The organism is Gammaproteobacteria bacterium, assembly GCA_015709615.1.
Lineage (GTDB): Bacteria > Pseudomonadota > Gammaproteobacteria > Burkholderiales > Nitrosomonadaceae > Nitrosomonas.
Genome location: CP054179.1, coordinates 2,335,037 through 2,353,470, shown reverse-complemented (window position 1 = coordinate 2,353,470; position 18,434 = coordinate 2,335,037). Strand labels below are relative to the sequence as shown.

The following is an 18,434-nucleotide window of genomic DNA, read 5'->3' as shown; positions in this document are numbered from 1 at the left end:
CATGCCGTCCTCGCAAGAACTGCGCGTTCTGTTCATCACATCCGAAGTCTATCCGCTGTGCAAAACCGGCGGTCTGGGCGACGTCAGCGCAGCGTTGCCGCTGGCCCTGCGCGCGCTGCATAACGATGTGCGGCTGCTGCTGCCGGGTTATCCGCAAGTGCTCGCCGGGGTTAAATACAAATCCAAAGTCGCCGAGTTCTCCGCATTGCCGCAATTTCCGCCCACAAACCTGCTGTCGGCGCGGCTATCGTTGAGCAAAACCGAACATCTGCCGGTCTTCGTCGTCGACTGTCCCGGATTGTACGATCGCGCAGGCGGGCCTTATATGGATGAGTTCGGGCGCGACTGGCCGGACAATGCGTTGCGCTTCGGCTTGCTGTCGAAAATCGGCGCCATTCTGGCGAGCGACGCCAGCCCGATCGCCTGGCGTCCACACATTGCGCATTGCAACGACTGGCAAAGCGGCCTCACTCCCGCTTACCTGCATTTTCATCCCGGCAAAAAAGCCGCCACGCTGATGACCATCCATAATCTCGCCTTTCAAGGCGTTTTCCCGCCCGGCAGCGTGGTGCAACTGGGATTGCCGCCGCACAGTTTCGCTATCAACGGCGTGGAATATTACGGCAACCTGTCGTTTCTTAAAGCCGGACTCTATTACGCGAACCAAATCACAACGGTCAGCCCCAACTACGCGCAGGAAATCCAATCCGAACCGTTGGGATTCGGCTTGCAAGGACTATTGGCGGCGCGCCGCCGCCACCTCACCGGCATCATCAACGGCATCGCCGTCAACGAATGGGATCCCGCCAACGATCCGCATCTGGTAAAAAACTACAGCAGCAAAAAACTCGCAGATAAAGCCGTCAACAAAAGCGCACTGCAACAGCACATGGAACTGACGGTGGATGCGGATATTCCGCTGTTCGGCGTGGTCAGCCGCCTGAGTCATCAAAAAGGCATCGACGTGCTGATCCAGATCGCGCCGCAACTGGTGAAAATCCCCGCGCAACTGGTCGTGCTCGGCAGCGACCAAGCGCAATTGGAACATCAGCTCACAATGCTGGCGCAGACGCATCCCGGCGCCATCGCGGTGCGCATCGGCTTTAACGAAGCGTTGTCGCATCTGGTCGAAGCCGGCGCGGATGCCTTCCTGATGCCGTCGCGCTTCGAGCCGTGCGGCTTGAATCAAATGTACAGCCAGCGCTACGGTACACCGCCCATCGTGCACACCACCGGCGGCCTGACCGATACTGTGGTCGATTGCACACCGCAAACTCTGGCCAACGGCAGCGCGAGCGGTTTCGTGTTCGACACGATGAGCGCGGAACACCTGCTCGCCGCAATCAAACGCGCGGTAGCGGCTTATCACGACAAAAAGACCTGGCAGCGCTTGCAGAAAAACGGCATGGCGAAGGATTTCAGCTGGCACTCCAGCGCAGCCGCTTATCAGCGGATTTACCATTCCCTGATAGGGAAGCTCTGAGAAACTACGACGCTCGGCCATACTGCGTTGAAATCAGCCTCAAAATGCTCATTTACCATTTGTAAACTGCGCTTCTTCGCCTGATTTCACCTGAATCTCGGTACTCTTTACGCGCTACGGAGCTATGCTACAATCGGCGCGAGCTGTGAAGTCTTACAACCCAAAGCCCCCTCTCTCTCACCAGAAAAAGGAATAGCCATGAAAACCCGGATCGCTGTTCTGTTTGCCCTGTCCGCCATCACCCTCGCCGCTTGTAGTTCGCATCCGCTGGAAGCGCCCTCGCCTCCGGCCTATGTCAGCCCGGTGCCGGATGACTGGCCGCAGGCGCAAGCCAAAAAATCACAGAAAAAAACGGACTATCTCCAGTCGCATCAAGTCGCTTACGACTGGTTCGGTAATTTTGCCTTCAGCGAAACCGACGGTATTCCTTATCTGGTCTTGAAACTGTTGCCGAAACTCGCGCCGGAACTGTGGGGCAGCGAAGAGAATTTTCTCGATGCAGTCGGCCTGTTCATCGACGAACGGCAAAAAACTTTCCCGGCCGCGCGCGGTATCGGTTTTAGCGGCTTATCCCGTGCCGAAGCGCAGGGCAACATCGACTACGCGTCGTTTACTTGCGGCGCCTGTCACATTGGCCGCGTGCGGCTGGAAAACGGTCAAATCGATTACCTCGACGGCGGCGTAAACGGCTCGTTCAATATCGTGCAGTACCGCGTCAAAGCGTATCAAACGCTGCAAAAAGCGTATGCGGGCAAAACCGGCGATGACCGCTACGCCGTGTTAACGCAGAAGCTGCTGGACGCATTGGATGCCACGCACCAGCAAAACCCGAATTACTTTTACAACAATTACCAGTCCGCGGGCAGAAACTTTGACGCGGATTACGAAGCGGCGCAGATCGCACTGTTCAAGAAAACCGCCGGGCAAACGGTGAAAAAATATGCGCAACGCGTCGAAGCCGAATACGAAGGCTTTGGTGCTCTGATCGCTAAAAACTACCCCGGTCTTGAATCCGCGATGATCGCTGGTTTTCCCGGCATGGCCGACGCCACCGGCTTGAGCGCGATCAATGGCTATATCGGTTTGCGCAGTAAACCCATATTGAAATGGTTTGCCGGTATCGTCCTGCCGCCGGAACCGGGCATTACCGATTTCATGTCGGTGTGGGAGCAGGACAAACGCCGCGCCAGCTGGGACGAAAGCCATAAACGGCTGATCAACGGCGGCGGGCAATGGAACGGCAATGTGCCGATGCCGATCTACCGCAATCTGGTCGCCATGCTGACACTGGGCTTGGAACAAACCGACGTGCGCGTCGCCGCATTCGCCGAGGAATTGCTTGATGGCCTACCCGCCAGCCCTTATCCTTTTGCAGTCGATGTTGCATTAGCTAAAAAAGGACAGGACTTATTCACCGAACATTGCGCCGATTGTCATCAGCCGAAAAACGGCAAGGTGTACGACAACCTTGGCACCAGCATGAAACGCGCTTACGTAGTCGGTGCGATATTGAATTACGCCGCACGCAAGGAGTTGTACGGCAACTGCTCGCCGGACACGGCCATTCAGTTGTACGGCAAAGACATCAAGCCTTGCGCCGAGTTTGACGGCGTCTCGCTGGCCGGTAAAAAAGACTTGCTGATGTCGCCCAACAGCGAACACCACGGCTACAATGCGCGGCCGTTGAGCGGTGTGTGGGCGCAAGCGCCGTATTTGCACAACGGCACGGTGCCGACGGTTTACCATCTGCTGGTACCGGACGAACGCCCGGCCAGTTTTGTCAAAAGCCGCCTCGATTACGACCAAAAACTGCTCGGTTTCTCCTGGAACTCGCAACAGACAAGCGGTAAAGAAGAAGGCTATGTGTTCCAGACCAACGCGATTCCCGCGTTGAGCAACAAAGGTCACGACAAGGATATCGTAGAAGGCAAGAAAACCTACCGCCTCAACTGGTCGAACGACAAGGACGGCGCATTTGCGATAATCGAGTATCTAAAAACTTTGTAACGCTCAGCAAAAGGAGGAATCATCATGGCCAGCCCTTTAATTCAACCGTACTTGATGTTCGGCGGGCGCTGCGAAGAAGCGCTCGAATTCTACCGCACCGCGCTCGGCGCGCAGATCGACATGCTGATGCGTTTCAGCGAAAGCCCCGACCCCACGCCGCCCGGCATGTTGCCACCCGGTTTTGAAAACAAAGTCATGCACGCCGGTTTCCGCATCGCCGGTAATGTGCTAATGGCTTCGGACGGCTGCGAAGTAGGAACGCAATTCAAAGGTTTCTCGCTGTCGATCTCGGTCGCCACCGAAGCCGAAGCGGACCGCTATTTCGCCGCATTATCCGATGGCGGCCAGGTGCAAATGCCGCTGACCAAAACCTTCTGGTCGCCGCGTTTCGGCATGCTCACCGACCGCTTCGGCATCGCCTGGATGATCAACGTCGTCGGCAACGAACACGCCGCATGAATTTCCGCATCCTGGCCGCTACTGCCGCTCTGACAGTTGCAACCGGCTGCGCTACTCAGCAACTCTACTCCACCGGTCAAGCGTGGCAACGCAACCAATGCACCCGGCTGGTGGATCAACAGGAACGCGAGCGCTGCATGGCCAATGCCGGTACTTCTTATGAAACTTATAAGAAACAGTCCGATCTGGAAAACACGCAAGGAAAGTAACGATCCGGTAGCCGGACACTTCCCGTTCATAGACGAAACCTTCAAGGAGATTCCCATGGATCAAAAGATATACAAGGGTCATTGTTTTTGCGGCGCGGTTGAGTTCACCGTAACCGGTGAGCCGGATGCGATGGGCTATTGTCACTGCGAATCCTGCCGGCATTGGTCTGCCGGACCGGTCAATGCTTTCACACTGTGGAAGCCGGCAGCAATGCAAATCACGCGCGGCGCGGAAAACATCGGCACCTACAACAAAACACCGCAAAGCTCCCGCAAATGGTGCAAAACATGCGGCGGCCACATTTATTCCGAGCATCCCGGCTGGAATCTCATCGATGTATTTGCCCCCATCCTACAGAATTTTTCCTTCCAACCAGCCATTCACGTGCATTACCAGGAATCCGTGCTGCGCATCGCGGACGGATTACCCAAGATGAAAGACGTTCCGAAGGAAATGGGTGGCTCGGGTATCAGCATCGCGGAATAAAGAACCGGTATTCGCGTTGAAGGAAATGAACTTAAACTTTGAAACAATGAGCGAACAGCAGATTCTGGCGATCGCCGATCCGATCATGGACAATTTGATGGAAGCCTCAACGCAGCGCGATCACGCCCGGCATGTCCGCGATTTCACCGGTCGATTGAAAGCCATCGTCACGCCGGACTACCTAGAATGCGTCTGCCAGCAATACCAGGCTGAGAAAGGCTACTTCACCACCCGCACCCCCATCGCCATCCTCCGCCGCCCGGACTCGGCGGCGATCCTATGGAAGCAACACTTCACGAAAGCATCCGGCGAGTTTGTCGCGGAAATGGTGCTGGTGCATCGGGATGGCCGGTATTTAGTGGATCATGTGATGGTGTTTTGAGAGATCACTTGATTTGATATGTTGAAAGTTCAATTAACCTATTCCGACCAAACGTAAGAACGTGGCATAAAGCTTATAATAATAAACTACATTTTTGACATACTAGACTGCGTCACTTCGAATGTTTAATTTGAGCAGAATTGTAGACGACAAAGCCAGTTAGATAGCATAGAAAAAATACAAAGGATTTAAGCAATGAGCGATACAGGAATATCATCTACGCAAATGCAAGGGTTTCGAACTGCAGTTGAATCCCTGAAATTGTATCGCCGCGCAGATTTGCACGACCCTGAACAGGGTTCTCCGCTAATCGAAGAACTGTATGTAGATCCGTTGCCTCACGAGGATGTATTCAAGACAGCGCTTCGTCCACATACTACATTTGTAATCGGTCGGAAGGGAACTGGTAAGTCCACTATTTTTCAGCGCCTTCAGCATGAACTCCGGAAGAGCAATTCGCACACATCTGCGTATTTGGACATTAAGACTATTTATGAATCATCCCAACCTGACCAAGCGCTAATCACTAGGCTAGAGGCACGACCAGATGCTTTACCTAGTGCAACTATTGAAAAGCTGACGCTTTATCGTGAGTTTCTTCGCGCAACCGTTCGTCAAGTCCAGGAAGAATTGAAGAGAAGAATTCAGTCATCCATATGGGAGCGAGTAAAGGAATCCTTTACTCAAACTTATGCAGAATTATTTGAAGAGCTTGATTCTCTCCTTGAGGAGGCCTCTGAGGATAATTTCGTTAGTGTTCTGGGAATCCTAGAAACGCAATTCAAGGAATCTGCATCGAATGGAAATACAACTGAGCAAGCTGCTGGAATATTTGGCAGTTTTGGTGCTCAACCCTCGATAAAAATTTCTACCTCTGATAAGGCAATCAAGAGTGTCGGCGCGGAATCCGTTGCAGCCTATGGTGATTTGCTAATACGGGCGTTTAACATACGCGAGTTTCTGGAGCGACTGAAAAGACTCCTCTCTAAAATAGGAATCAGGCACCTATACATTTTGGTAGATGACTTCTCAGAGCTTCCAGAAGAGGCTATGAAGGTTGTTGTCGATGCATTAATCGCACCACTAAACAACTGGAGTGACGAATTCGTAAAATTTAAGGTTGCAGCATATCCTGGAAGGATTTACTACGGTGCGATAGACAAGACGAAGATAGACGAAGTCTACCTGGATCTTTACAGTCTATTTGGAACCAGTGATGTTGCTACCATGGAGGCAAGCGCCATGGCGTTTACCCAGAGATTGGTAGAGAGTAGATTAGCTCATTATACAAAATGCAACTCGTCAACGTTCTTTGATACTAAAAGTGATGAAATATGGAAGTCACTGTTTTTTTCAAGCATGGCTAATCCTCGAACCCTGGGTTATGTTCTTCACTTTGCATATCAGAATCAGCTAATTCATGGAAAGAAAATCAGCCTGCAAGGACTGCAAGACGCTTCTTTAAAATACTACGAGGAGAAAATTGCTTCGTATTTCTCCGCTGGACGCTTCTTGCATGAGACATTCTCCGAGCGTTGTTCAATCTACTCTCTAAAAGAGTTACTTGAAAAGATCGTCTCCAGAGCCAGGGAGTTGCGCAGCCATAAGTCGGCTGTATTTGAAAAGATATCCGGCCGACCGCCAACTAGCCATTTTCATGTCACACCCAGTTATGACACTTTGCTATCTACGTTGGAGTTAAATTTCTTCCTTACGAAATACTTCGAGATGAGCGATCGAGATGGCAGGAAGGTCTCCGTATATGCTCTCAACTACGGTCTTTGTCAGCGCTACTCGATTGCTTTTGGTCGGCCTACGGGTGAGCGAGAGTTCCGCCTATATTTTGTTGAGCGCGTATTTGATTATGGACCAATAATATCAGCCTTTATTGAAAGGAACCAGGAAGTTGTTTGCGGATCCTGCGGTGCTCGGCAAGAAATTGATAAGTTAGAAGCTCTAAAACTATACGGAATGAAATGCCCTGCATGCCAGGTTGGTATATGCGAAGTGGTAAATCTTTCTAAGAAGTATGAACCGATGCTAAAGAGCATTCAGGCGGAATTGCTTCTCCCAAAGACAGAACTTGGAATCCTACAGACCCTTCATTCGGAAGGTGAGCCACAGCGCCCATCAGACATTGCTGCGGAACTAGATTGTTCATACCAGCTCGTGGGTAGGCGATCTGTTCGATTAGAAGAACGTGGCCTTGTTAAGCGAATAAAGGACGAGAATAATAATCGAATTATCAAAATTACGGATATCGCTGAGGCAAGCTATTTTTCTGATTCGGAATCAAATGTACTTGATGTTGGGGGCACTGAATAGTAGTTAATGAAGAGAGTGAGTTCACTAATGGTGCACAACTTCAGGTTCCGAGTAGCGCAGATCAACACAGCAAATGAAATTCAAATCACAAGCAAAAAGAATTGATAGATGACATGTGACAAATGATCGCTATCTAACGATGTCTAGGAAACCCATGGCTATGCCCGCCACCACGGCCTTTACCGAATAATATCGCAACAGCGACAAGCGCACCGATGGCAACGCCCGCCACTACTTTTCTCCAGTCAACAACGGTTTTATAGAGCTGAAAATCCTCACGCCAGCGCATACGTTGCCAGGTTTCATCCGGCCCCAGGGCATGGGGTTGGCCGATGGCATTTGGTGTGACGGTAATTTTTTGATCCGCCCGGACAACCACGAATTGCCCGGTATCCTCCCGCGTCATCACTTCAATTGTGCCGCTGAGCACCATAATGCTGGTTTGCTGTTGCGACACGTTGATTTGCAGGACTGCGTTTTGGGCTTGTATCCTGGCATGCAGTGTCTCGATGTCGTGCAGGCAACTCGATGTATCCGCGTACGCTTTGCCGGCATTGAACTTGTCGATGCGTATCGAGCAGGTTGAGTCCGATGCTTTGAATTCAATGCGCGCGCCGCTTTGCATCCCCGAGCTTATGAACGCGTTATTCTTTACCGGCGCGGAAACTTTTACTTGATCGCCATTCAGCAGCACATTCTTGCCCGACGCATAGAGCGTTCCGATGACGGCATCGCTTGCACCGGCGTTGCGATGAAAGCGAACTCCCATATTCTCGTCTTGCTCCCAGAAACCGCTACTTTCCGCAAAATTCCTATCTTGAATCGGCACGGTTTTACAACCGGAAAGCAGCAGAACGGCTAACACAAGGAACAACCAAGTTTGAATGCGCACACCCAGCTTGCAAAAGGATGATTGGGGCTCAGTGATGTTCATTTTGCTTCTCCTTTCAGTCGTACATTCCACACGAATTGCTGTTGGGGTCACTGTAGTGCGATCTGTCTGAATCGGGACTGAATGGCGAAGAAAGTAAAAAGTTGTCATTCACCCTACTTGCCGCAGCATGCTATAAAACCCTTATCTTGTACTATAATGCCCCACTACCCGGAAATTCATATCCTTATCAAACGAAAGCCATGAATACCACAGACATCAAAAGTTACATGCAATCCGTCGGACAGGAAGCGCGTGCGGCATCGCGGCTGGTTGCAAAAGCGGATACAGCGGCGAAAAATCGCGCGCTGACGGCGATGGCGGATGCCATCCGGCGCGACGAAGCGCTTTTGCTGGCAGCCAACGCCAAGGATCTGGACAACGCGCGCGCGAAAGGTTTGGAGGCGTCGATGATCGACCGTCTGACGTTGTCGGCCAAGGGCGTGGCGACGATGGCGGAAGGATTGTTGCAGATTGCCGCGCTGGCCGATCCGGTGGGCGAGATCAGCGGATTGAATTACCGCCCGTCCGGCATTCAGGTGGGGAAAATGCGCGTGCCGCTCGGTGTCATCGGCATCATTTACGAAGCGCGCCCGAATGTGACCGCCGATGCCGCCGGTTTATGCCTGAAAGCGGGCAATGCGGCGATTTTGCGCGGCGGTTCGGAGGCGATTCACAGCAATCAGGCGATTGCCGCGTGCGTCAAGGAAGGTTTGCGTTCAGCCGGTTTGCCGGAAAGTGCGGTGCAGGTGATCGAAACCACCGATCGCGCCGCGGTGGGTGAGTTGATCACCATGAAGGATTATGTCGATGTCATCGTGCCGCGCGGCGGTAAGGGGCTGATCGAACGCATCGCCAACGAAGCGCGCATCCCGGTGATCAAGCATCTGGACGGTGTTTGTCATGTCTACATCGACGATCAGGCGGATTTCGACAAAGCGATCCGCATCGCCGACAACGCCAAAACGCAGCGCTATGGCACTTGCAACACGATGGAGACGTTGCTGATTCATGCTGGTATCGCAGAGAAAATCCTGCCTGCGCTGAGCAAGATTTATTTCGATAAAGGCGTTGAACTGCGCGGCGACACGGCGGCGCGCAGCATCGTTGCGCAAATCAAGGAAGCCACTGAACAGGATTGGTACGAGGAATACCTCGCGCCGATTCTCAGCATCCGCGTTGTCGACGGGCTGGATCAAGCGATCGATCACATCACGAAATACGGTTCGCAGCACACCGATGCGATCGTCACGGAAAATTACACGCGCGCACGCCGTTTTCTGCGCGAAGTCGATTCCAGCTCGGTAATGGTGAATACCACCACGCGCTTTGCCGATGGATTTGAATACGGCCTGGGTGCTGAAATCGGCATTTCGACCGACAAAATCCACGCGCGCGGCCCAGTCGGTCTGGAAGGATTGACCAGCCAGAAATTTATCGTGCTGGGCGACGGCCAGCTGCGGCAGTAACCCGCTGCCCGCCGGTTTGATAACGCGTAAACCAACACTCATTTCAGCAAAGGGATGTTATGACACAAGTTGTTGAAATAAAAATTCCCGATATCGGCGATTTCAAGGATGTTCCGGTCATCGAAGTGCTCGTTGCGCCCGGTGACAAGGTTGAGAAGGAAACTTCGCTCATCACGCTGGAAACCGAAAAAGCTTCGCTGGAAGTGCCCGCGCCGCAAGCCGGAGTGGTGCAAGACATTAAGGTCAAAGTCGGCGATAAGGTATCGGAAGGAACTGTCATCCTGATGTTGGCAACCACAGAGCAATCCACGCAAACGGCGCATACCCAGACAACAGCCGCAGCGCCTGAGAAAGCGCCATCCGCACCCATTACCCCAGCACCTGCTACACCCACGCATCCCGTCGGACCAAGCGATATGCACGCCGATGTCGTAGTGCTCGGCGCAGGACCGGGCGGTTATACCGCCGCTTTCCGCGCGGCCGATCTGGGCAAGAAAGTCATTTTGATCGAACGTTACCCAACACTCGGCGGCGTGTGCCTGAATGTCGGCTGCATTCCGTCGAAAGCATTACTGCACGCGGCAAAAGTCATCACCGATGCAGACGAAGCGGCAGCGCACGGCATTGTATTCGGCAAACCGCAAGTCGATCTCGACAAGTTGCGCGGCTGGAAAGAATCGGTCATCGCCAAGCTGACCAAGGGACTGAAAGCGCTCGCCAAGCAGCGCAAAGTCGAGGTTGTGCATGGCAACGGAAAGTTTGTCACAGACCACAGCATTCAGATCGAAACAGCAGAAGGCTCGAAAACAATTTCGTTCGAGCACTGCATCATCGCCGCCGGTTCCAGCGTCACACGTATTCCCGGTTTTCCTTATGACGATCCGCGTCTGATCGACTCCACCGGCGCGCTGGCGCTGAACGATGTGCCGCAACGCATGCTGATTATCGGTGGCGGCATCATCGGCCTGGAAATGGCCACAGTTTATTCCGCGCTGGGCAGCAAAATCAGCGTGGTGGAATGGATGGATCAGTTGATTCCGGGAGCCGATCCGGACTTGGTCAAACCGTTGCACCGCCGTATCGGCAAACGCTACGAAGCGATTTATCTGAAAACCAAAGTGACCAAAATCGAAGCCGCCGAAGCCGGACTGACCGTTACTTTCGAGGGTGACAAAGCACCGCAGCCGCAAACGTATGATCGCATTCTGCTGGCGGTTGGGCGCCGTCCCAATGGGCGCGAAATTGGCGCCGAAGCAATCGGTATTCAGGTCAACGAACGCGGATTTATTACGGTGGATCAGCAGATGCGCACCAATCTGCCGCATATCTTCGCCATCGGCGATATCGCCGGTGAACCGATGCTGGCGCACAAAGCCACGTACGAAGGCAAGCTGGCCGCCGAAGTAATCGCCGGTCATAAAGTAGCCTTCGATGCACGCACCATTCCGTCAGTCGCGTACACCGACCCGGAAATCGCTTGGATGGGATTGACCGAGAAAGAGGCTATCAAACAGGGTATCGATTACGAAAAAGCCGTCTTCCCTTGGGCTGCCAGCGGGCGCGCCATTTCGATGGCGCGGGAAGAAGGATTGACGCAACTGCTGCTGGATAATACCACGCGCCGGATACTCGGCGCCGGCATGACCGGTATCAACGCCGGTGAACTGATTGCCGAAACGGTGCTGGCATTGGAAATGGGCGCGGATATGCAGGATCTCAGTCTGACCATTCATCCGCATCCGACGCTGTCGGAAACCGTGCTGTTTGCCGCCGAAATGGCGGAAGGAACTATCACCGACCTTTTTGTACCCAAGAAATAGTATTCAGTTCCGGAACCGGGTTCCGGCCCCAATAATAAGATAATTCATTTAACTCGTTACTGCATTGACACCCTTCATCATGATGACTAAAACAATACGCCTGCTGTTGACGGCAGCGCTGATAATCGCAACCGGATTTACCGGAAACGCTTTCGCCACGCATATTTCGCAGCCGTTGCTGATCGATCCGCAAACGCAGTACGCCATCGGCGAAACCGTTGTGCTGCGCGGCCGGGTAGATTACAACGAACAACCCGCGCCGGATGTCTTGCTCAACTTCAAACTGACCCGCCCGGACGGATCGGCCGCAACCGATCAATCGTATCCGAGTGATCAGAACGGGCTGTTTGAATTCAAGTTCGATACCCGCAATGAAAAACCGGGCAGCTATCAATTCACGGTAACGTCGCATTGCCTGGAAATTCACCGTTATGCGTGCACGTACAAAAATCAAACGCTGCCGATTCATCTAAAATAACCCGAATTCAATTACCGGATGCCCCCTATTCGGTGGTCAATCCGGTCAGTCCGCGGTAAAACCAACACATAGAAAAACGCCGCGCTGAAATAGCACCCAAATACGACATTGTTATGAAAAACATCGCTTTATTTTTTACTGAAACAACCGGCCAATACGCCATCCTGCCGCTCGCCTGCCTCATGCTTTCCGCCTGCAATCCGCAAGCGGATACGTTATCGGAGCGCGAAGCCCGCATCAATGCGCGCGAATCCGAACTGGTCACGCTGTTTGCCGAACTGGTCGAACTGAAGAAATCGCTGGAGAAAGACCAAGCGGAGCAGCACTCCACCCGTGCAAAAGATACGAACACCCCGGCAGCGGATAACTGCGCGTGCGAGACTACCGGCGCGGAAGCATCCGCGCAAGGATCGGCAACGAAAGTGGATTCCAAAACCGTATTGGGCGCTATCGAGAACGTCCATCTCGATCCGCCCGGTCTGGAATTCAGCGCGCGCATCGACACCGGCGCGCAAACATCGTCGCTGAATGCATTGGATATCGTCGAGTTTGAACGGGACGGCAAGCCGTTCGTGAAATTCAATCTGATCCACCCGGAAAGCGGTGAAAAAATCGAGTTGACGCGGCGTTTGCGCGGTCATGTGCGCGTCAAGGAATTGGGCGACCGGGAAGCACTGCGCCGCCCGGTCGTCAAACTGCGCGTCGTGCTGGCCGATATCGACGAACAGATCAATTTCACCTTGGAAAACCGCAGCCGCTTCAAACATCAAGTGCTGATCGGGCGCAACCTGCTGCAAGATCTGGCGGTTGTCGATGTCAGCAAAAAGGCCACCCCGGCTAACAGCGACAGTCCGGAAGCGGCGGTAAAACAATGATCGCCAAACTGAGACTTTATAGCATCGTTATCCTGCTCTTGGCGTTCGGCATCGGTTTAACTCTGTACAAGCATTTCGCGCTGGGATTTCCGCTCTCGCCGGACGACAAAAAATCGCTGTGGACCATCGAGGCGCGTATCGATTTTGTCGCGCGCGGCGACCCTGTCATTGTTTCCTTCGCACTGCCGCCGCAAACACCGACGGTTGTTTTTATGGAAGAAGATTTCGCTTCTTCCGACTACGGCTTCAGCGAAATGACTTCCCCCACCGGGCGGCGCGCGCAGTGGAGCAAAAGAACCGCATCCGGGCCGCAAACGGCTTATTACCGGCTGAGTATGTACGAAATCGACCGGCTCGCGCACCCGCCCGTTGCTGCGGATCTCCCGCCGGAACTGGAAAAACCGGAATTCGACGAAGTGCTTAAAACCGCGGCGACCACATTGCTGGATCAGGTGCGCAGCCGGTCCGCCAACACCGAAATCTTTACGCGCGAACTGATCACCACTTTGAATTCCAAAGCACCGAGCCAGAATCTGAGCCTGCTGATCAACGAGCAATCGAGCGAAGATTACAAAACCCACTTGATCATCAATTTACTGGCATTGGAGGGTATCAGCGCGCGCATCGTGCGTGGCTTGTATCTGGAAGACGGGCGGCGCAGACAGTCGCTCAGCAACTTCGTGGAGGTGTACATCGGGAACGAATGGCTGCTGTTCAACCAGAACACCGGCAAAAGCGGCAAACCGAAAAAATTCCTGGTCTGGCAGCGCGGCGATCAATCCTTGCTCGACGTGGTAGGCGGCAAGAACTCGCAAATATCCTTTTCCATTATCCGCAATATCTATTCCACGCGCGATCTGGTGGTGCATGACCAGATGAACAAGCAAGCGGGTACTATCGACTTTTCCATTTATAGCCTGCCGATCGAACAGCAGAACGCATTCAAAATGATCTTGCTGTTGCCAATCGGCGCACTGATCGTGGTGATCATGCGCTTGCTGATCGGCCTCCGCACGTCCGGTACGTTCATGCCGATCCTGATTGCAATGGCGCTGATCCAAACCACATTGCTGACCGGCATCGTCATTTTTCTCACCGTGGTGGGTACGGGGTTATTGATCCGGTCTTACCTATCGCGCCTGAATCTATTGTTTGTCGCGCGCATTTCGGCGGTGATTATCGTCGTCATCGCCATCATGGCGAGCATTAGCATTCTCAGTAACAAACTTGGACTCGATCAGGCCATGACGGTGACTTTCTTCCCGATGATCATTCTGTCCTGGACCATCGAACGCATGTCGGTGCTGTGGGAAGAAGACGGGCCGCGGGAAGTGTTCATTCAAGGCGGCGGCAGCTTGTTGACGGCGGTGATCGCCTATCTCTTCATGACCAACCGCACGATCGAATATTTAACGTTCAATTTTCCCGAGCTAATGCTGGTTAATCTGGCGCTGATCCTGATTCTCGGACAATATACCGGTTACCGCTTATCCGAGCTGTACCGTTTCCACGCCTTGGAACGACGCAATGTTGCTGGCAAGCGCTAAGAAACTGCGCAGTTTCGGCATCATCGGCATGAACCAAAGAAATTTTGGTTTGATCTCGCGCTATAACCCGCGCCATTTATATCCGCTGGTCGACGACAAGTTAAAAACCAAGCTGCTGGCGCAGAAAGCGGGAATCACCGTGCCCAAACTGCTCGGCACCGTGCAGTATCAGCACGATGTCCGGCTGCTGAAAGAAATCCTCCGGCCCTACGATCAGTTCGTCATCAAACCGGTCAAGGGCAGCGGTGGCAAGGGCATTCTGGTGATTACCGAGCACGATCACAACTTGTACTTCAAGCCCAGTGGCGATGCCATGCAGCTGACAGATATCGAACGCCATGTATCGAATATTCTGAGCGGTTTGCATAGCCTGGGCGGCAAACCCGATACCGTGATGATCGAATCGCTGATTCAACTCGACCCGGTTTTCTCCGACTTCAGCTACGAAGGCATTCCCGATATCCGCATCATCGTTTTACGCGGCTACCCCATCATGTCGATGCTGCGGCTGACCACCCATGCTTCCGACGGCAAGGCCAACTTGCATCAGGGCGCGGTCGGGGTCGGCATCGACATTGCCACAGGCCGCGCGTTGCACGCGGTGCAGTACGGCGAATCGGTCACGCACCATCCGGACACACGCAAGACTTTTGCCGAATTAATCGTGCCGCATTGGGACAAGCTGCTGCAATTGGCGGCCGCTTGTTATGAGATGACCGGCTTGGGGTATCTGGGCGCCGATCTGGTGCTGGACAGAGACCAGGGGCCGATGATCATTGAGCTCAACGCCCGTCCGGGGTTGGCCATCCAGGTGGCGAATCGTGCCGGCTTGGCGCCGCGTGTTGCGGTCATCGAAGCGATCAAGGCCGTCGATCCCGATGTGCAAGCACGTGTGGCTTTCAGCAAGAAACAATTCACCATTGATGCGGAAGTTCATCCGCCGCGCCTGCTGCGCACGCGCAGCGGCGATCGCTGAGAGACGCCGACTTAGTCCCCGGAATTCACAACCACCTTGTTGCGGCCGCGCTGTTTCGCCTGATAAAGCGCTTTGTCCGCCGCTTCGCTCAAGCTCACGGCATCGGAAAAGTGCGCGAGATCGGCAATCCCGCAACTGAAATTGACCGAAAACTCTTCATCGTGGCTCAGATGCAGCAAACGCGAGAAAACCGTGCGGATCTCGTCGATCACTTTGGCCGCCGACGCCGCATCGGTATCGTTCATGATCACTGCGAATTCTTCCCCGCCGTAACGTCCGACGATATCCGTTTCACGCAACCGCTGCTTCAACAACCGCGCCAAGCTCTTGAGCACGCGATCGCCTGCGGCATGCCCGTAGGTATCGTTGACTTTCTTGAAGAAATCGATATCCACCATCGCCAGCGAGAGCGGCGAATTCAACCGGCTCGAGCGGATAACCTCGCGCGCCAGTTCCTCTTTGATGGCGGTGTGATTGAGCAGACCGGTCAAGCCGTCATGGATCATCAACGAACGCAAAAAGCGCGCGCGCGTGGCGCGCATCGTCACCGCCGAAACCAAATGGACGGCGTCTATCGGCTTGACCAGAAAATCGTCGCCGCACAAACTCATGGCTTCCGCTTGTGTGTTGAAATCGTTCTCGGAAGACAGATAAACGATCGGCGTGCTCAGAAAACCGTCGATCTGCCGGATCACTCGCGCCAATTCAACGCCGTTGCAACCCGGCATATACAAATCCATCAGAATCAGATCGGGATTGAAATCATTCAATGCTCCCAGCAGCTTCAACGGCTCCGCCACGGCTTTAACCAGCATGCCGGCCTGTTCCAGAATCGTGGCATGGTACGACAATATCGTGGGGCTATCATCCACGATCAGCACCCGGAACGGATCCTGAATTTGCGACGCGGTAATCAAATCCAGCTGATCGATCAGTTCGCTGGAGTTGATCGGTTTGGTGAAATACGCCACCCCGCCGGCGCGCACCGCACCCAGCCGGTATGCCATGTCGTCGTGCGTCGAGATAAAAATCACCCGGGCCGGGCGGGCCAGTTCTTTCTGAATCCGCTCCATAACCAGGATACCGCCCATTTCATCTTCAGGAAACTCGACATCCATGAGGATAATGGCATGCGGCCTATGCTGGATCGCGGCACGGAATTTATCCAAATGATTGAATACTTCCACTTCATAACCGTAATAGCGCAGTTGCAGCGCAAGCTCCTGCGCGGCTTCGGTATCGGCTTCCACGACAAAGATCAGATTGGACGCCGGTGCATCCGGCAAAAATGTGCTTTCGTCATGAGCAAGTGACGCATTTGCCAGCGTAGATGCCTGTTCATTTGAAACGCGTTTCAAGGCATCGATCTGCTGCAAAATACGGTTTGCCAGCACATCATCCGCCGCAATCGTTTCCATCAGCATGTGTTTCAGCGTTTGCTCCAATACGCGCGCTTCGGCACTGAGTTCCGGATAGCCGAAAGTCTTGCCATTGCTCACTAAATGATGCACGGAACGATGCATTTCTTGCAAAGCTTTTGTGTCCCATTCAGCCCGCAGCCTGCTCCATAGCGATTCAATTTCACCGATGCGCTGCGGTAATTCTTGCGCAAATGCCGCTAACAGCGAGCGCATTCTGTCTTGAAATTCTTTGTGCTCTTTAGTAATCATGATAATGTACCCGTCCTATCCACTCATTGCAGTTTAATGCACAAGATTAATGGGTTCTGCGGTAACGTCCGTTGCTCTGCGGCAGTAAAAGCAAGGCTGCCATTGCCAGCAAGCTGAGGTTTCTTTACCACTTTTCCTATATCTGCATCAGTGTATTCAAAAAATGAAAATTCAATCTCGCAATTTAATACCGAAAAACCGGTCACTAAATTAATTTACTTTTAACTTTCATTATCATCATGCAGTGATCTGAAAGTAAAATTTGAGAATTATCGCTATATTAGCTTGTTTATCATAAATTAAATGAATTCGTTATCGCTTCTGCCGGTTCCATCGAAAACAATCAGCGCGATTTAGCATTTATGCAACACAAAACACTGCTTCCGTTTCTGGCTGCTATTGCCGCAATCATACTTGCACTATTCGCCATCGGCCCTCTCCTGACCGCGCCGGCACCCACCGCGGTCGGCACTCTGTCTGCGGATTTTCCGGTTGAATCGGTGGAAATTCCCGCAGCGAACGGATCCACCGTACAGGGCTGGCTGGTTCGCGGCAAACCGGGCGGCGGCGCGGTGCTGCTGCTGCATTCGATGCGCAGCAACCGGCTGGAAATGCTGAGCCGGGCACGCTTCCTGAAAGATCAGGGGTACAGTGTTTTATTTATCGATCTGCAAGCGCACGGCGAAACTGCCGGAGATCACATCACATTCGGCTTGCGCGAAGCGGAAAATGCCGAGGCATCGGTCGCCTATCTGCGAAGAATTTTCCCAGCCGAGCGAATCGGCGCTATCGGCGCCTCCCTGGGTGCCGCTGCGATTGTGCTCGCCAAACAGAATCTGAAACTGGACGCCGTCATTCTGGAGTCACTGCATCCCACGATTGAAGAAGCGGTTAATAATCGATTAAAACTGCATTTTGGCGAGTACGGATCGATCCTGCTACCGCTCGTGCTGTGGCAATTATCCTTTTATCTGGATACTGCGCCAGAGCAGTTGAGTCCGGTTACGCGCATCAATGATTTGAACTCGCCCGTGTTGTTTATTTCCGGCACGCATGATGCGCACACCACGCAAGCGGAAACCGAACGCCTGTATGCCGCGGCGAGATTTCCCAAAGAACTGTGGATCGTCCCCGGCGCGTGGCACTTCAATATGCACAGCTACGCCGGACGGGAATACGAGCAGCGTGTCAGTGATTTTCTAGCGGTTTATCTGCGCCGCGGTGACGATTGATGAGCAGCACAGCCAATCACGTCCGCTCACAACAGCACGGATATGATAAAGTGCCGACCTGTTTTAAAATGCGCTTTTCCGTTC

At 53.3% G+C, this 18,434-nt stretch carries 15 protein-coding genes and 1 pseudogene; 14 read left to right on the top strand and 2 right to left on the bottom strand.

Features of this window, described 5'->3' with window-relative positions; all coding sequences use genetic code 11:
- The first annotated feature begins 1 nt into the window (after position 1).
- The 7 genes from glgA (at position 2) to HRU77_11255 (ending at position 7,352) form a co-directional block, all read left to right on the top strand.
- A complete protein-coding gene (gene glgA / locus HRU77_11285; protein ID QOJ21216.1) occupies positions 2-1,483 on the top strand; it encodes a glycogen synthase GlgA in 1,482 nt (493 codons plus the stop codon).
- A 198-nt stretch (positions 1,484-1,681) separates the two neighbouring features.
- A complete protein-coding gene (locus HRU77_11280; GenBank protein ID QOJ21215.1) occupies positions 1,682-3,490 on the top strand; it encodes a cytochrome C in 1,809 nt (602 codons plus the stop codon).
- Between the two features lie 24 nt (positions 3,491-3,514).
- Positions 3,515-3,949 (top strand): VOC family protein, encoded by a 435-nt coding sequence (locus HRU77_11275; GenBank protein QOJ21214.1) that lies wholly within the window; start codon positions 3,515-3,517, stop codon positions 3,947-3,949.
- Entirely contained in the window at positions 3,946-4,158 is a 213-nt protein-coding gene (locus HRU77_11270) for a hypothetical protein (protein QOJ21213.1), read from the top strand. Before HRU77_11275 ends, HRU77_11270 begins: the two co-directional genes overlap by 4 nt.
- A 55-nt stretch (positions 4,159-4,213) precedes the next feature.
- On the top strand, positions 4,214-4,645 hold the full coding sequence (locus HRU77_11265; GenBank protein QOJ22151.1) for a GFA family protein: 432 nt from the start codon (positions 4,214-4,216) through the stop codon (positions 4,643-4,645).
- Between the two features lie 25 nt (positions 4,646-4,670).
- Complete coding sequence (locus HRU77_11260) at positions 4,671-5,027, top strand: hypothetical protein (GenBank protein ID QOJ22150.1); 357 nt, start codon at positions 4,671-4,673, stop codon at positions 5,025-5,027.
- A 195-nt stretch (positions 5,028-5,222) separates the two neighbouring features.
- Positions 5,223-7,352, top strand: a complete 2,130-nt coding sequence (locus HRU77_11255; protein QOJ21212.1) for a MarR family transcriptional regulator — start codon at positions 5,223-5,225, stop codon at positions 7,350-7,352.
- 133 nt (positions 7,353-7,485) lie between these two features.
- Here the strand turns inward: HRU77_11255 and HRU77_11250 are convergent, their stop codons facing one another.
- Positions 7,486-8,286, bottom strand: coding sequence for a hypothetical protein (locus HRU77_11250; protein ID QOJ21211.1), 801 nt, complete (start codon positions 8,284-8,286; stop codon positions 7,486-7,488).
- 200 nt (positions 8,287-8,486) lie between these two features.
- Here HRU77_11250 and HRU77_11245 point away from each other — a divergent pair, with 200 nt between their 5' ends.
- The 6 genes and pseudogenes from HRU77_11245 to HRU77_11220 all read left to right on the top strand — a co-directional run bounded on the left by HRU77_11245 (position 8,487) and on the right by HRU77_11220 (position 15,448).
- A complete protein-coding gene (locus HRU77_11245; protein QOJ21210.1) occupies positions 8,487-9,752 on the top strand; it encodes a glutamate-5-semialdehyde dehydrogenase in 1,266 nt (421 codons plus the stop codon).
- Positions 9,753-9,811: 59 nt separating this feature from the next.
- Positions 9,812-11,572, top strand: a complete 1,761-nt coding sequence (gene lpdA, locus HRU77_11240; protein ID QOJ21209.1) for a dihydrolipoyl dehydrogenase — start codon at positions 9,812-9,814, stop codon at positions 11,570-11,572.
- A gap of 145 nt (positions 11,573-11,717) precedes the next feature.
- A pseudogene (locus HRU77_11235) lies at positions 11,718-12,050 on the top strand (hypothetical protein).
- 113 nt (positions 12,051-12,163) lie between these two features.
- Positions 12,164-12,925, top strand: a complete 762-nt coding sequence (locus HRU77_11230; protein ID QOJ21208.1) for an ATP-dependent zinc protease — start codon at positions 12,164-12,166, stop codon at positions 12,923-12,925.
- Complete coding sequence (locus tag HRU77_11225; protein QOJ21207.1) at positions 12,922-14,472, top strand: inactive transglutaminase family protein; 1,551 nt, start codon at positions 12,922-12,924, stop codon at positions 14,470-14,472. Before HRU77_11230 ends, HRU77_11225 begins: the two co-directional genes overlap by 4 nt.
- Positions 14,453-15,448: an alpha-L-glutamate ligase-like protein gene (locus HRU77_11220; protein ID QOJ21206.1), complete on the top strand. Its 996-nt coding sequence runs from the start codon at positions 14,453-14,455 to the stop codon at positions 15,446-15,448. Before HRU77_11225 ends, HRU77_11220 begins: the two co-directional genes overlap by 20 nt.
- Positions 15,449-15,459: 11 nt before the next feature.
- Here the strand turns inward: HRU77_11220 and HRU77_11215 are convergent, their stop codons facing one another.
- Complete coding sequence (locus HRU77_11215) at positions 15,460-17,118, bottom strand: diguanylate cyclase (protein ID QOJ21205.1); 1,659 nt, start codon at positions 17,116-17,118, stop codon at positions 15,460-15,462.
- A gap of 362 nt (positions 17,119-17,480) precedes the next feature.
- On the opposite strand from HRU77_11215, the gene HRU77_11210 reads away from it, so the two are divergent.
- A complete protein-coding gene (locus tag HRU77_11210; protein QOJ21204.1) occupies positions 17,481-18,350 on the top strand; it encodes an alpha/beta hydrolase in 870 nt (289 codons plus the stop codon).
- Positions 18,351-18,434 lie beyond the last annotated feature (84 nt).